12 protein-coding genes are annotated in these 14,851 nt (G+C 70.9%); 3 read left to right on the top strand and 9 right to left on the bottom strand.

The features are described from left to right. Positions 1-85: 85 nt before the first annotated feature. From glpK to ACFWYM_RS39840, 6 genes are all read right to left on the bottom strand, one after another. Positions 86-1,609, bottom strand: coding sequence for a glycerol kinase GlpK (gene glpK, locus ACFWYM_RS39865; protein ID WP_384848872.1), 1,524 nt, complete (start codon positions 1,607-1,609; stop codon positions 86-88). 27 nt (positions 1,610-1,636) lie between these two features. Next, positions 1,637-2,392, bottom strand: a complete 756-nt coding sequence (locus ACFWYM_RS39860; protein WP_384848869.1) for an MIP/aquaporin family protein — start codon at positions 2,390-2,392, stop codon at positions 1,637-1,639. Between the two features lie 378 nt (positions 2,393-2,770). Further along, the gene (locus ACFWYM_RS39855) at positions 2,771-3,961 is read right to left on the bottom strand and encodes a lipid-transfer protein (protein WP_384848866.1); all 1,191 of its coding nucleotides are present in this window, start codon (positions 3,959-3,961) and stop codon (positions 2,771-2,773) included. Further along, entirely contained in the window at positions 3,958-4,383 is a 426-nt protein-coding gene (locus tag ACFWYM_RS39850) for a Zn-ribbon domain-containing OB-fold protein (RefSeq protein ID WP_384848965.1), read from the bottom strand. The genes ACFWYM_RS39855 and ACFWYM_RS39850 overlap by 4 nt, the downstream gene beginning before the upstream one ends. A gap of 199 nt (positions 4,384-4,582) precedes the next feature. After that, complete coding sequence (locus tag ACFWYM_RS39845; protein WP_384848863.1) at positions 4,583-5,077, bottom strand: FBP domain-containing protein; 495 nt, start codon at positions 5,075-5,077, stop codon at positions 4,583-4,585. Between the two features lie 116 nt (positions 5,078-5,193). Next, complete coding sequence (locus ACFWYM_RS39840) at positions 5,194-6,003, bottom strand: M15 family metallopeptidase (RefSeq protein WP_384848860.1); 810 nt, start codon at positions 6,001-6,003, stop codon at positions 5,194-5,196. A 71-nt stretch (positions 6,004-6,074) separates the two neighbouring features. On the opposite strand from ACFWYM_RS39840, the gene ACFWYM_RS39835 reads away from it, so the two are divergent. After that, positions 6,075-6,608 carry an NUDIX domain-containing protein gene (locus ACFWYM_RS39835; RefSeq protein WP_384848857.1) on the top strand — a complete coding sequence of 178 codons (534 nt, stop codon included), beginning with the start codon at positions 6,075-6,077 and terminating at the stop codon, positions 6,606-6,608. A gap of 21 nt (positions 6,609-6,629) precedes the next feature. Here the strand turns inward: ACFWYM_RS39835 and ACFWYM_RS39830 are convergent, their stop codons facing one another. Next, on the bottom strand, positions 6,630-8,990 hold the full coding sequence (locus ACFWYM_RS39830) for a glycoside hydrolase family 31 protein (protein ID WP_384848854.1): 2,361 nt from the start codon (positions 8,988-8,990) through the stop codon (positions 6,630-6,632). A 214-nt stretch (positions 8,991-9,204) separates the two neighbouring features. Between ACFWYM_RS39830 and ACFWYM_RS39825 the strand changes: the two genes are divergently transcribed. Both ACFWYM_RS39825 and ACFWYM_RS39820 read left to right on the top strand, forming a co-directional pair. Continuing rightward, on the top strand, positions 9,205-11,184 hold the full coding sequence (locus tag ACFWYM_RS39825) for an acetoacetate--CoA ligase (protein WP_384848851.1): 1,980 nt from the start codon (positions 9,205-9,207) through the stop codon (positions 11,182-11,184). A gap of 87 nt (positions 11,185-11,271) precedes the next feature. Further along, on the top strand, positions 11,272-12,165 hold the full coding sequence (locus ACFWYM_RS39820) for a hypothetical protein (RefSeq protein WP_384848848.1): 894 nt from the start codon (positions 11,272-11,274) through the stop codon (positions 12,163-12,165). Between the two features lie 75 nt (positions 12,166-12,240). Here the strand turns inward: ACFWYM_RS39820 and ptsP are convergent, their stop codons facing one another. Together ptsP and ACFWYM_RS39810 are read right to left on the bottom strand one after the other, a co-directional pair. Next, on the bottom strand, positions 12,241-13,911 hold the full coding sequence (ptsP, locus tag ACFWYM_RS39815) for a phosphoenolpyruvate--protein phosphotransferase (RefSeq protein WP_384848845.1): 1,671 nt from the start codon (positions 13,909-13,911) through the stop codon (positions 12,241-12,243). A gap of 78 nt (positions 13,912-13,989) precedes the next feature. After that, complete coding sequence (locus ACFWYM_RS39810) at positions 13,990-14,439, bottom strand: PTS glucose transporter subunit IIA (RefSeq protein ID WP_384848842.1); 450 nt, start codon at positions 14,437-14,439, stop codon at positions 13,990-13,992. Positions 14,440-14,851: the final 412 nt, after the last annotated feature.

Below are 14,851 nucleotides of genomic sequence, written 5' to 3'. Positions count from 1 at the left end.
CCGCCGACCGGGGTACGGGCCGCAGTCTCGACCACGCGCGCGTGGCGCGGGAAAGCCTCCCCGCGCGCGTGCCGTCAGTGGGGTCTCAGCCCTCCTGGCCGTCCTCGAGCCAGCCGAAGCTGCGCTCCACCGCCTTGTGCCAGTTGTGGTACTCGCGGTCGCGGGCCTCCGCGTCCATCTGCGGGGCCCACTCGGCGTCGCGCTGCCAGTGCGCCTTCAGCTCGTCCAGGTCGTTCCACACGCCCGTGGCGAGCCCGGCCGCGTACGCGGTCCCCAGACAGGTCGTCTCGGCCACCTTCGGGCGGATCACCGGCACCCCGAGGACATCCGCCTGGTGCTGCATCAGGAGGTTGTTCTTGGTCATGCCGCCGTCCACCTTCAAGGTGGTGATCTGCACCCCGGAGTCCTGGTACATGGCGTCGACGACCTCGCGGGTCTGCCAGCTCGTCGCCTCCAGGACGGCACGCGCGAGGTGCGCCTTGGTGACGTACCGCGTGAGCCCGGTGACCACCCCGCGCGCGTCCGAGCGCCAGTAGGGGGCGAAGAGACCGGAGAAGGCGGGCACGATGTAGGCGCCGCCGTTGTCCTCCACGCTCGCCGCGAGCGGCTCGATCTCGTCGGCGTGGCGGATGATGCCGAGCTGGTCGCGGAACCACTGCACCAGGGCGCCCGTGATGGCGATGGACCCCTCCAGGCAGTACACCGGGGCCTCGCTGCCGATCTTGTAGCCCATGGTGGTGAGCAGCCCGCTCTTCGAAGCGACCGGCCGGTTACCGGTGTTGAGCAACAGGAAGCTGCCCGTCCCGTACGTGTTCTTCGCCGTCCCCGTGTCGTAGCACGCCTGCCCGAAGATCGCGGCCTGCTGGTCGCCGAGCGCCGAGGCCACCGGGACTCCTGAGAGCTGGCCGACCGCCGTCCCGTAGACCTCGGCGGACGACTTGATCTCCGGAAGAACCGCCTCGGGGACGTTCATCGCGGACAGGATGGACGGGTCCCACTGGAGGGTCTCCAGGTTCATCAGCATGGTGCGCCCGGCGTTGGTGACGTCCGTGACGTGGACGCCGCCGTCCGTGCCGCCCGTGAGGTTCCAGATCAGCCAGGAGTCGATGGTGCCGAAGGCGATCTCGCCGCGCTCGGCGCGCGCCCTGAGGCCCGGCACGTTGTCGAGCAGCCAGGCGGCCTTGGGCCCGGAGAAGTAGCTGGCGAGCGGCAGCCCCGTACGCTCGCGGAAGCGGTCCTGCCCGTCCGCGCCGCCCAGTTCGTTGCAGAGCGCCGACGTACGGGTGTCCTGCCACACGATCGCGTTGTGCACGGGCTTGCCCGTGGCGCGGTCCCACAGGACCGTCGTCTCGCGCTGGTTGGTGATGCCGAGGGCGCTGAGCTGGTCGGCGCGGAGCCCGGCCTTGGCTATCGCCCCCGCGACGACCGCCTGCACTTTGGACCAGATCTCGGTGGCGTCATGCTCCACCCAGCCCGGCTTGGGGAAGATCTGGCGGTGTTCCCGCTGGTCGACCGCGACGATCGCGCCGTCCTGATTGAAGATGATGCAGCGGCTCGAGGTGGTGCCCTGGTCGATCGCGGCGACGAATTTCTCGGAGCTGTCCGGCATGGTTACCCCTTGCTCAGAAGGCTGCGGTCAGAACGCTGCGTTGTAGATGAGCCCCGAGAGGGCGCCGCCGATCAGCGGCCCGGCCACCGGGACCCAGGCGTAACTCCAGTCGGATGTCCCCTTGTTGGGGATCGGCAGGAAGGTGTGCACGATGCGGGGGCCCAGGTCGCGCGCCGGGTTGATCGCGTACCCGGTCGGGCCGCCGAGCGAGAGACCGATGCCGACGACTACGAAGGCGACCATCAGCGTCTGTGTGCCGGACTGGCCGAGGCCCTTGGTGAGGCCGAACGCGAGCACCGGAAGCACCAGGGCGATCGTGGCGATGATCTCGGTGATCAGGTTGGCGACGGGGTTACGGATCTCGGGGATGGTCGAGAAGATCCCGAGCGTCGGTGTCGGCTCGTCCGGAGCCGAGTCGTCGTCCTTGACGCCCCGCGCCACATTGGCGTTGAACTGCGCCATGTACACGAGATACGCGAGTACGGCGCCCAGCATCGCGCCGACCATCTGACCGAGCAGATAGACCCAGACCTTGTCCCACTTGTCGGTGTCGATGGCGATGCCGAGCGTCACGGCGGGGTTGAGATGCCCGCCGGAGAGCGGCCCCGCGGTGTAGGCGCCGGCCAGCACGCCGAAGCCCCATCCGAAGGCGATGACGATCCACCCGGACGCCTTCGCCTTCGAGTGTTTGAGGGTGACGGCGGCGCACACACCGGCGCCGAGGAGAATCAGGAGTGCGGTGCCGATGGTCTCACCGACGAAGATGTCCCTATTCGAGTACATGGCGGCTCCTAGGCCCTCGCCCGGGGGTTGGTGCGCCCCCGGTACTCCGTGCAGGGTGCGGTTCCCACGACTACTGCCTGACTACCGCTGGCTACGTCAGCCCGAGGCAGGGGTCGTCCCGCGCCCCGCCCGGCCTCCATGGCGAGCGTGCCGTCGCAGTCGAATCGCCCATGGGGGATACCCGGTTGAGCTGGGCCTTTGTGCAGACCCATCGCGCGGAGCAGGAGCTCTGAGCGGCGCGGAGCCGAGGGCGGCGATGCCGACTGACACCCGGAAGTGTTCACCGGCCGTGATGGAGCGTCAAGGTCGCGGACGGCACCGGCTTAACCGGTGCGCCGCGTTCACCCCAGGGCCCGCCCCCGGAGGCTGAAGGCCGCCTCAGCGCACCGCCACGACCGACGAACCGTGCCCGAACAGGCCCTGATTGGCGGTGATCCCTGCCCGCGCGCCCTCGACCTGCCGGTCGCCCGCCGTGCCCCGCAACTGCCAGGTGAGCTCGCAGACTTGGGCGATCGCCTGGGCCGGAACGGCCTCTCCGAAGGACGCGAGACCGCCACTGGTGTTGACCGGTATCCGTCCGCCCAGAGCCGTCGCGCCCTCGCGCAGCAGCTTGGCACCCTCACCCTCTCCGCACAGCCCCAACTCCTCGTACCACTGCAGCTCCAGGGAGGTGGAGAGGTCGTACACCTCCGCCAAGGAGAGGTCCTGTGGGCCGACGCCCGCCTCCTCGTACGCGGCGTGGGCGATGGACGCCCGGAAGGACCTGCCGCCCGGCTCCACCACGGCGGCGGAGTCCGTCGCGATGTCCGGGAGGTCCAGGACGGTGGTCGGGTACGTGGGCGTGACCGTGGAGACCGCACGGATGCGCACCGGGTCGGCCGCCCCGTGCCGGCGCGCGAACTCCATGCTGGAGAGCACGAGCGCAGCCGCGCCGTCCGAGGTGGCGCAGATGTCGAGCAGCCGCAGCGGGTCGGCGACGACGGCGGAGGCGGCCACTTCCTCGGCCGTGACGGCCTTGCGGTAGCGCGCGTTCGGATTCAGTGCGCCCGCCGCCGCGTTCTTCACCTTGACCTGGGCGAAGTCCTCCAGCGTGTCCCCGTGGACGGCCATCCTGCGGCGCGCATAGAGCCCGAAGTACGCGGGGTTGGTCGCCCCGAGGACGCGGAAGCGCAGCCAGTCCGGGTCGTCCGGACGGTCGCCGCCCGCGGGCCGGAAGAACCCCTTGGGAGCGGCGTCGGCGCCCACCACGAGCACCACGTCCGCGAGCCCCGAAAGGATCTGCGCGCGGGCCGTGTTGACGGCCTGTGCCCCCGAGGCGCATGCCGCGTACACGCTCGCCACGCGCGCGCCCTGCCAGCCGAGCGCCTTCGCGAACGTCGCCCCCGCCACATATCCGGGATAGCCGCCGCGCACCGTGTCCGCGCCGACGATCGAGCCGACGTCCCGCCAGTCGACCCCCGCGTCGGCGAGCGCCGCCCGGGCCGCCACCGTCCCGTACTCGACGAACCCCTTGCCCCACTTGCCCCACGGATGCATCCCCGCGCCCAGCACGGCCACCTCGCCGCTCATGCGCCCACCCCCACCGGCCGCCACTGCCATGTCGTCCAGGTCGTCTCCTCGTCCTCGTTCAGCACGCCGAGGACGACCTCCACCTCCATGCCGATCTCCAGGTCGGCCGGGGTGATCCCGGGAACCGTCTGGCCGAGCACCACCATGCGCTCGGCCGCCAGCTCCACAGCGATCAACGTGTAGGGCTGCCAGGTGAGTTCCGGGTCGGACACATACGGCGCGGGAGGGCGATAGCGGCCGTCCGTGTACGACCAGATCGTGCCGCGCCGGGAGAGCGGCACCTCGACCAGCTCCCCGCCGGAGCAGCCGGGGTTGCGGCAGAAGGCGTCCTCCCGCGGGAAGAACACGGCTTCACAGGCCGAGCAGCGGGTGCCGAGGAGCCGGAAGGCATCCCCCTCGCCGCCGAACCACTGGGGCACCACGGGTGTGCGCGTACGCGACAAGGTCCCTCCACAGCACTGGATCTGACGGAACGTCAGAAGTGTGCCACGCTCCCGGCGTGCCGTCATCGGGGTGGGGTGGCTGAACCCTGGACACCGCTTTCGCGTCCGAGTATCGGAGAGGGTGTCCGGAGCCGACGGGGGTGGCCCCGGACGCCCTCTCGCGCGCGGGGTGGAGCCATCAGTCGTGGAGCCGCTCCAGGAAGGCCGTCAGGTTGCCCGTGGTCCGCGCGATCTGCTGCTCCACGGTCAGGGTCTCCTCGAAGCGCGCGCCCGGCTCCAGTGGCTTCTTGCCGCGCACGTAGAGCGAACAGGCGAGGTCGGTGCACATGTAGACGCCGACGGAATTGCCCTCACGCCCCGCCGCGCCCGCCTTGCGGGCGGTCATCAAGGAGACACCGCTTCCCGGGTGCGTGGTCAGGCACAGCGAGCACATGCTCCGGTGCTGAAAGCCCCGCTGGCGGGAGGGGAAGCGGAGCGTGACACCGGTGAGGCGCCCCTCGTGCCCGGTCACCAGGTAGCTGCGGTCGGGGGCCCCTGGATCTCGCCAGCCCAGGAAGTCCAGGTCGTCCCAGGGGAAACGGTCGAGGTCGCGGGGGACGGTGAGGCGCTTCGCCTCACCCTTGGAGCAGTTGATGAACGACGTACGGATGTCCTGCTCGGACAGCGGGTGCATGGGGAGCCTCCAAGGCATGAGGGGGCGCAGGACGGGCGGTGCCCGTAACCTAGGACCTCTAGGTTACGGGCACCGTAGCGAGCCCCGACCGCCTGGCTCCAGCGAATTAGGCGAGGTCAGTGCCGCGACAGGGACTTCCGGGAGACCGGGAAGTCGAAGTACGTGTCCGGGAAGGTCTCCGGCTTGTACGTGAAGTGCCACCACTCCTCGGGGAGCTTGACGAAACCCGCCCTCTCCATGGTCGACCGCAGCACCTGCCGGTTCGCCAGCTGCTTCGGAGAGAGCTGATCGTCCCTGGTCTCACCCGCCCTGGGGTCGAAGCAGTCGAAGCCCGTGCCCATGTCCACGGAGTTGTCAGGGAAGCGCTGCTCCTTCGGGCCGAAACAAGGAGAGAGCGGTTCACCGGGAACATACGGCCGCGTGGGCTTCACCGGCAGCCGGACCACGGTCAAATCCATGGTCGAACCGCGGCTGTGGCCGGACTTCGCGGCGATGTAGCCGTCCTCGAACAGACGCGACTTGTCGACAAGGGGATAGAACTCCGCCTTCATGCGCGTGTCCTTGAGGTCCTCCGCCCACCGCACGAAGTGGTCGACCGCCCGCTGGGGCCGGTAACAGTCGTACACCTTCAGGGAGTAGCCCCGCCGCAGAAGCGAACGCTGCGCCCGGTGCAGGGCCTTCGCCGCGGGCTCGGTGAGGATGCACATCGGCTTCTTGTAGCCGTCGACGGGCTGACCCACGAAGTTGTGCGGGGTGAAGTACCGGATCTCCTGGATGATCGTCGGGTCGACGTCGCTGAGGGCCACGAACTCCTTCGGCGCCTTCGGCCCGGAGTGGGCCTGAGCGGGCGCGGGAGCGGCGGCGACGGCCAGCAGGGCGGCAGCGGTGGCGGTGAGGCTCCGCAGGGCGGAGGCGAGTCCTGTCATGCCCCCGCGTCTATCAGGGCCAGGCCCCGGGGCGAAAGACCGGAAGCCCCGCCATCGGATACAGTCCGCGCGTGTCCGCATCCCAGCACCGCGCCAACCCCGCCCCGGATTCCCACTGTTCGAGCTGTGGCGCACCCTACGAGGAGCACATCTCCGGCTGGCCCCGCACCTGCGCCGACTGCGGCGCGACCGCCTACCGCAACCCGCTGCCCGTCGCCGTGGCCCTCCAGCCCGCGTACGACACCCAGGGCACCGGCCTCGTCGTGATCACCCGCACCATCGCGCCCGCGCGCGGGGGAGTGGCCCTCCCCGGAGGCTACGTCGACGACAGGGAGGACTGGCGGCACGCCATCGTCCGTGAACTCAAGGAGGAGACGGGCATCAGCGCGGCGAGCCACGACGTCCGCCTCGCCGACGCCCTCAGCGCACCGGACGGCCACCTGCTCCTCTTCGGGCTGCTGCCCGAACGCCCGGCGGCCGACTTCCCGCCCTCCGCGGCCACGGACGAGACCGACGGCTGGGACCTGCTGCGCCGCCCCACCGACCTCGCCTTCCCCCTCCACACGTCGGCGGTCAGGGCCTGGTTCGAGGGCCGCTACATCTGACCGGGAGCGCAGGCCCCGCGGTCAGGTCGCGGATCCCCGCACCCGGACCGGACACCCGGCCTCCCCGCCCTCGTGGCCCTCCCGCTCCACGACCACCCTGCCGTCCCGCCACCGGGAGGTGAACCGCTCGACCGCGGACTCCTCCCACCCGTCACCCCCGTCCCGGATCAACAGACCGCCCCCGGCACCGCCCCGAGCCGGAGCCCACGCCTCCAGCTCGACGCCCCCGTCCGCGCCCCGCACGGGAAGCACCGCACCCGCGCGCGCGAGCACCGGAATCCGCGACAAGGGAGCGTCGAGCACCACCTGGGCCTGCCCCTCGTACGCCTTCCCGGTCGCCGTGTCGTACCAGCGGCCCCGCGGCAGCCGCACCGACCTCCGCTGCACATCCGGCTCCAGAACCGGCGCCACCAACAAGGAGTCACCGAGCAAGAAGGCGTCCTCGCAGTCCCGCAGCGCCCGGTCCTCGGGGCAGCCCCACCACAAGGGACGCACATACGGAGCGCCCGTGCGCCGTGCCACCTGCGCGAGCGTCATGAAGTACGGCGACAGCCGCCGCCGCTCCACGAGCGCCACACGCGCGTGCCCGAGCACCTCGGGCCCGAACTCCCACGGCTCCCTGCGCCCGGCCCGCAGCGACGCGTGCGTACGGAACAGAGGCAGATACGCGCCCAGTTGGAACCACCGCAGATACAGCTCCGCAGACGGGCTGCCGTCGAAGCCCCCCACATCCGGCCCCGAGTACGGAACCCCGCACAGCCCCAGACCGAGGACCAGCGACAGCGACGCCCGCAGCCCCGGCCAGCCCGTGGCCACATCGCCCGACCAGGTCCCTCCGTAGCGCTGCATCCCCGCCCAGCCGGACCGCGAGAACAGGAACGGCCGCTCCTGGGGCCGCAGTTCACGCAGCCCCTCGTGCCCGGCGCGGGCCATCCCGAGGCCGTACACGTTGTGAGCCTCCCGATGGTCCCCGCCACGGCCCTCCAGGCTGTGCCGGGCCGAGCGGGGGAGCGTGGTCTCTCCGAAGGCAGCGAACGACACCGGCTCGTTCATGTCGTGCCAGAAGCCCGCGAAGCCCTGTGCGAGCCGCTCCTGGTAGAGCCCGCCCCACCACTTCCGCGCCCGCGCGTCCGTGAAGTCCGGGTACACCGACTCCCCGGCCCACACGACCCCACGCACCGTCCGGCCCGCGGCGTCCCGCACGAAGACGTCCGCCGCCGTCCCGCTGTCGTACACCTCGTTGCCCGGCTCGGACGCGACCGCCGGATCGACGATCGACACCAGCCGGATCCCGTCGCCACGCAACTCCTCGGCGAGCTGCGGCAGATGAGGGAACCGCTCCTGGTCCACCGTGAACACCCGGTGCCCGGAGAAGTGGTCGATGTCCAGATGGACGGCGTCGAGCGGCAGCTCCCGCTTGCGATAGCCGGCGACCACCCGCCGCACCTCACGCTCGCTGCCGAAGCCCCAGCGCGCGTGATGGTGCCCGAGGGCCCAGGAAGGCGGCAGCGCCGGAGCACCCGTCAAGGAGACCCATGCGTGCAACACGCGCGCGGGGGTGCCCACCATCACCCAGCACCGCAGCGGACCCCCGCCCATCCGCAGTTCGCACGACCCGCCCCGGTCATGGCCCGAACCCGCGCCCTCCTCGCCCTCGTGCACCATCACCGTGCCGTCCCACGGGTTGTCGTGGAACACCAGGTGCGTGCCCGCGTCCGCGACCACCATCTGCACCGGCATCGTGATGTACAAGGGGTCGTCCTCGGGACCGAAGGACCCGCCCGGATCGGTGTTCCACAACCGATAGACCCCGCTCCGCAACCGCGGCCCCGAAGTCCGCCCCCCGAGCCCGAAGAACCGCGCGTCCGCCGCCACTTCGGACCGCTGCACCCAGCGCGCCGGGCCCCCGCCGACCGGCTCCCACCAGCGCGGCGGCAGGTCACGCCGCAGCCGCACACCACCCGGCGTGAGCAACTCCACCGCCCCGTACCGGGACACCACCACCGTCGCGCGCTCCGCCACCACCCGCCAGCCGCCGTCCTTGTCGGGCTCCAGAACGGCCCGCGGATCCGGCTCGGGGGCCTCCCCGGCCAGCGCGTACGACGGCTCCGGCAGCGCCCCGTCCCAGCCCCAGAACACCGAGCCGCCCGCCGTGACCCGCACCCGCAGCTCGGAGCGCGCGAACCGCACCACGCCGCCACCAGGACCCGGTTCGACCCCCGTCACCGCGCCCGGCACCCTGGCCCGCTCGGCCCCGCGCGGCTCGAGCCCGGTCGCGTCCGCCCGCCTCCTGCGCCACGCGGACCGCACCGAGCGCAGCCCCTGGGCCGGGCCCGCCGAGCCGACCGCCTTCACCGAACGCACCAGGTCACGACCGTTCATGCTGCTCACCCTGCCACCCGCCCGCCCGCGCGCGTGAGTCGTTCAATCGCCGTTCACCCACGGTTACCCGGCAGGGTCATGATCTCGGCCACCACGGCCCCGCCCTGGTGCGGAAGACGATCACGTGGCAAGGTCCGTGTCAGTCGTGTCACGCGCACACCCAGCTCGTGCGCACGGCACACGCAGACGCCGCGTACAGTCCGGGAGCCGCCCCATGTCACCAGCGAACCCCTCGCCGCTCTGGCAGCCCGACCAGGATCGGATCGCCACGGCGCAGATCACTCGCTTCCAGGCGTGGGCCGAGCGCTACGGAGCACCCGCCGACGGCGGCTACGCGGCCCTGCACCGCTGGTCCGTGGACGACCTGGAGATGTTCTGGAAGGCCGTCACCGACTGGTTCGACGTGCGCTTCAGCACCCCGTACACGCGCGTGCTCGCCGACCGCTCCATGCCGGGCGCCCGCTGGTTCCCCGGAGCCACCCTCAACTACGCCGAGCACGCCCTGCGCACCGCCGAGGAACCCGCGCGCGCGGACACCCCCGCCCTCCTCCACGTCGACGAGACGCACGAGCCGCGCCCGGTCACATGGGCCGAACTGCGCCGCCAGGTCGGCTCCCTGGCCGCCGAGCTCCGCGCCCTCGGCGTCCGCCCCGGAGACCGCGTCAGCGGCTATCTGCCGAACATCCCGCAGTCCGTGGTCGCCCTCCTGGCCACCGCCGCCGTCGGCGCCGTCTGGACCTCCTGCGCCCCCGACTTCGGCGCCCGCTCCGTCCTCGACCGCTTCCAACAGGTCGAACCCGTCGTCCTGTTCACCGTCGACGGCTACCGCTACGGAGGCAAGGAACACGACCGCCGCGACACCGTCGCCGAGCTCCGCCGTGAACTGCCCACCCTGCGCGCCGTGGTCCACATCCCGCTCCTCGGCACCGAGGTCCCCGAGGGCGCCCTGGAGTGGTCCGCCCTCACGTCCGCCGACACCGACCCCGTCTTCGAGCAGGTCCCCTTCGACCACCCCCTGTGGGTGCTCTACTCCTCGGGGACGACGGGCCTGCCCAAGGCCATCGTCCAGTCCCAGGGCGGCATCCTCGTCGAACACCTCAAGCAGCTGGGCCTGCACTGCGACCTCGGCCCCGAGGACCGCTTCTTCTGGTACACGTCCACCGGCTGGATGATGTGGAACTTCCTCGTCTCCGGCCTCCTCACGGGAACCACGATCGTCCTGTACGACGGCAGCCCCGGCTACCCGGACACCGGCGCCCAATGGCGTGTGGCCGAACGCACCGGAGCCACCCTCTACGGCACCTCCGCGGCGTACGTCATGGCGTGCCGCAAGGCCGGCGTCCACCCGGCCCGCGACTTCGACCTCTCCCGCGTGCAGTGCGTCGCCACCACTGGCTCCCCGCTGCCGCCCGACGGATTCCGGTGGCTGCACGACGAGTTCGCCGAGACCGCGGGCGACCTCTGGATCGCCTCCGTGAGCGGCGGCACGGACGTGTGCTCCTGCTTCGCCGGGGCCGTCCCCACCCTCCCCGTCCACATCGGCGAACTCCAGGCCCCCTGCCTCGGCACCGACCTCCAGGCATGGGACCCCCAGGGCAAGCCCCTCGTCGACGAGGTCGGCGAGCTCGTGGTCACCAACCCCATGCCGTCCATGCCGATCCACTTCTGGAACGACCCCGACGGCAGCCGCTACCACGACAGCTACTTCGACACCTACCCCGGCGTCTGGCGCCACGGCGACTGGATCACCGTCACCGCACGCGGCTCGGTCGTCATCCACGGCCGCTCCGACTCCACGCTCAACCGCCAAGGCGTACGCATGGGTTCGGCGGACATCTACGAGGCCGTCGAACGCCTGCCGGAGATCCGCGAGTCCCTCGTCATCGGCGTGGAACAGCCCGACGGCGGCTACTGGATGCCCCTGTTCGTCCACCTCGCCCCAGGCGCCACCCTGGACGACGCCCTGCGCACCCGCATCAAGCAGACCATCCGCGATCAGCTCTCCCCGCGCCACGTCCCCGACGAGATCACCGAAGTCCCTGGCATCCCGCACACACTGACCGGCAAGCGCATCGAGGTCCCCGTCAAACGCCTGCTCCAGGGAACCCCGATGGAAAAGGCGGTCAACCCGGGCTCGGTGGACAACCTCGACCTGCTGCGCTTCTACGAGGAGTTGGCCCGCACCCGCCGCTGACACCAGCCCGTGCCCCCTTCCCGCGGCCGTTGTCAGTGCCTCCCATTACGGTGAGTGAGCATTGATCGACTGTCCGCAGGGGGGAACATGGCGAACAGCCAGCACGAGACCATGCGACGCGTCCTGCGCCGCGAAGTCGCCGGGACGATCGGCTTGTTGGCCGACGCGGAAGACTTCGCGGCGATGCGCCGCTACCGCACCTTTTCCTTCGACGACCACAAGACCTATCTCCGCGAGGTCGAGGCCCTGCTCCGGGCGCTCGCCGCCCAGGGCAACCACACCAGCCTCGCCCTCTTCGACCCAGTGGAGTACGAGGAGTACTGCTCCGACGCGGGCCTCGACCCGGACGCGCCCGCGAGCCGCACCCGCTTCACCGCGGAACTGGCCTCGTCGGGCCCCACGCTCCCGTACGACGGCCGCCCGCTCGCCGACCTCCTGCCGGACCTGGTCGACGAATCGGTACGCCGGGCCACGTGGGAGTACGCGACGGTGGTCCTGGCCCGCGCGGGTACCTGCACCGACTGCGGCGAGGACATCGGCCGGGCCGCGTTCAACAGAGCGGCGAGCCTGCTGACCCGCGTGCTGGACACCTCCGACCCCGGAGCCCGCCACCTCGTGTGCAGCGTCCCCACAGAAGCCGAGCCCGTGCTCGCCGCCCTGCACATCACCACCGGCTCCACCACAGGCACCTTGATCGACGAGAGCGAGGCCCTGGAATTCACCACGGTCCTGGCCCTCGGCATCGCGACCGACCGCCGCGCGGGCCTCGTGCTCCGCACCACCACCGACGCAGGCCCGGACCGGGTCCAGGGCTGGCGGCTCAACGGCACCCGCCTGACGCCCCTCACCGCCTCCGAAGTCTTCGACGCCTACTGCACCGACGCCATCACCGGCGACCTCCTGTCTCCGGAGCCGGGCGTCGACTACTGCGCGGCCCCGGACCTGGACGACGGAGAACCGGAGACCGGACACACCCACTGAGAACGCCCGAGGGGCGCTCCACCACACAGGTGGAACGCCCCTCGGAAACACCGGCCCGACGACCGGCCGTCACGACTACTCGCCGGACAGCACTGCCTGCGCGGCCTTCCGCGCCTCCTCGGCGCTGTCCGCGGCCCGTGCGGCCGCGGCCGCACGCTCGCACTGCGCCAGCGTGTACTTGCCCAGCGTCGCCCGCACGTAAGGAATGGACGCCGCACCCATCGACAGGGAGGTGACACCCAGACCGGTCAGCACACACGCCAGCAGCGGGTCGGACGCGGCCTCACCGCAGACACCGCAGCTCTTGCCCTCGGCCTTCGCCGCCTCGGCGGACAGCGCGACCAGGTCGAGCAGCGCGGGCTGCCACGGGTCCTGCAGCCGCGACACCGCACCCACCTGACGGTCGGCGGCAAAGGTGTACTGCGCGAGGTCGTTGGTCCCCAGCGACAGGAACTCGACCTCCTGCAGGATCGAGCGCGCCCGCAGAGCGGCGGACGGGATCTCGACCATGGCACCGAACTTCGCCTGCAGGCCCGCCTCGCGGCACGCGTCCGCGAAGTCCTTGGCGTCGGCGCGGTCCGCGACCATCGGCGCCATGACCTCGAGGTAGACCGGCAGTCCCTCGGCAGCCTTGGCCAGCGCGGTCAGCTGCGTGCGCAGCACCTCCGGGTGCTCGAGCAGCGAGCGCAGACCCCGCACGCCCAGAGCCGGGTTCGGCTCGTCGGCCGGCGTCAGGAAGTCCAGCGGCTTGTCCGCACCGGCGTCGAGCACACGCACCACGACCCGGCCCTCGGGGAACGCCTCCAGCACCTTGCGGTACGCCTCGACCTGCTTCTCCTCCGACGGCGCCTTGGAGCTGTCGTCCAGGAAGAGGAACTCGGTACGGAACAGACCGACGCCCTCGGCACCGGCCTCGACGGCCGCCGGCACATCCGCGGGACCGCCGACGTTCGCAAGCAGCGGCACCTTGTGCCCGTCGGACGTGGCGCCCGGCCCGGTGGAGGCGGCAAGCGCGGCCTTCCGCTCGGCCGCGGCGGCCTCGAGCTGCTCGCGCTTCTCGGCGGTCGGGTCGACAAAGATCTCACCGGTGCTGCCGTCGACGGCCACCACGGTGCCCTCGACCAGCTCACCCGCGCCCGGAAGCGCGACCACGGCGGGCACACCGAGCGCCCGCGCGAGGATCGCGCTGTGGCTGGTCGGCCCGCCCTCTTCGGTGACGAAGCCGAGCACCAGCGCCGGGTCCAGCAGAGCGGTGTCCGCCGGCGCGAGGTCACGCGCGATCAGCACGTAGGGCTTGTCGCTGTCCGGCACACCCGGCATCGGAACGCCCAGCAGCCGGGCGACGATACGATTCCGCACGTCGTCCAGGTCCGCGACGCGCCCGGCCATGTACTCACCGGCCCCGGCGAGCAGTTCGCGGTAGTGCGAGAACGCGTCGTAGATCCCGCGCTCCGCAGTGCTGCCGACCGCGATACGACGGTCGACGTCGGACATGAGCTCGGGGTCCTGAGCAATCATGGCCTGGGCCTCGAGCACCGCCTGCGCCTCGCCGCCGGCCAGATTGCCGCGCGCCATCAGGTCGGCCGCCACAGCTTCCACGGCCTGACGGGCGCGCCCCTGTTCGCGCTCCGCCTCCTCCGCGGGAATCTGCTTGGCGGGCGGCTCAAGTACCGCCGTTCCCATGTGCCGAACCTCGCCGATCGCCACCCCGTGGCTCACGCCGACGCCTCGCAGCGTTGTCTCCATTTCACCCGTCTCCGATAGTGCGACGGGCCCAGCCGCCGCGGTTGGATGTCCTACCTGCCGTCAGCGACGGCGATGACGTCACTTCCAGCTGAAGAGCGCGTCGCCGGCCTTCACGTCGCCGGCCTCGACGAGGTCGGCGAGGGACTCGGCCGTGGCCTCGAGAGCCACGATCGGGCAGACCGGGGACTTACCGGCGCTCTCCACGGCAGCCGGGTCCCAGCGCACCACGCCCTGGCCGCGCTGCACCGTGTCACCCTTGCTGACAAGCAGCTCGAAGCCCTCACCGTTGAGCTGCACGGTGTCGATGCCGAGGTGCGTCAGGATGCCGTGACCCTGGTCGTCGACCACGACAAAAGCGTGCGGGTGAAGCGAGACGACGATGCCGTCCACGGGTGCGACAGCCTCAGAGGGCTCACGCGCGGGGTCAATGGCGGTACCGGGACCCACCATCGCGCCGGAGAACACGGGATCCGGTACAGCAGAGAGCCCAATGGCGCGTCCTGCAAGCGGGGACGTCACGCTGGTCATGGCAAGCCTCCCAGGGGGCGGAGATTCGTAGCCGCCGTCACTACCTGTCCTGGACGACGCACTGTTCAGAAGGGTAAGTCATAAGAAGTCCCGGTTCCGCACGAGAGGTCCCGGTTGGCAGCCGTAGAGGCACTGCACAAACGATTTGCGTCGACCCAACACCCCATGTACAGTCGGACTCCTGCCTGAGGCCAAGCGACGCCCCAAGCGTCCAGGCTCGGCAGCATCCATCGAGTCGGATCTTAGTCTCTGAGTGCGGTTCTGTGTGTTCGCAGATGACCGTGGTCAGAGGCCCGAAAAAGACCTGATAGAGTTTGGAAACACCGAAGGGAAGCGCCCGGAGGAAAGCCCGAGAGGGTGAGTACAAAGGAAGCGTCCGTTCCTTGAGAACTCAACAGCGTGCCAAAAATCA

Source organism: Streptomyces sp. NPDC059009 (genome assembly GCF_042740175.1).
GTDB lineage: Bacteria > Actinomycetota > Actinomycetes > Streptomycetales > Streptomycetaceae > Streptomyces.
The sequence above is the reverse complement of the archived record's forward strand: the minus strand, read 5'-3'. Positions and strand labels throughout refer to the sequence as shown.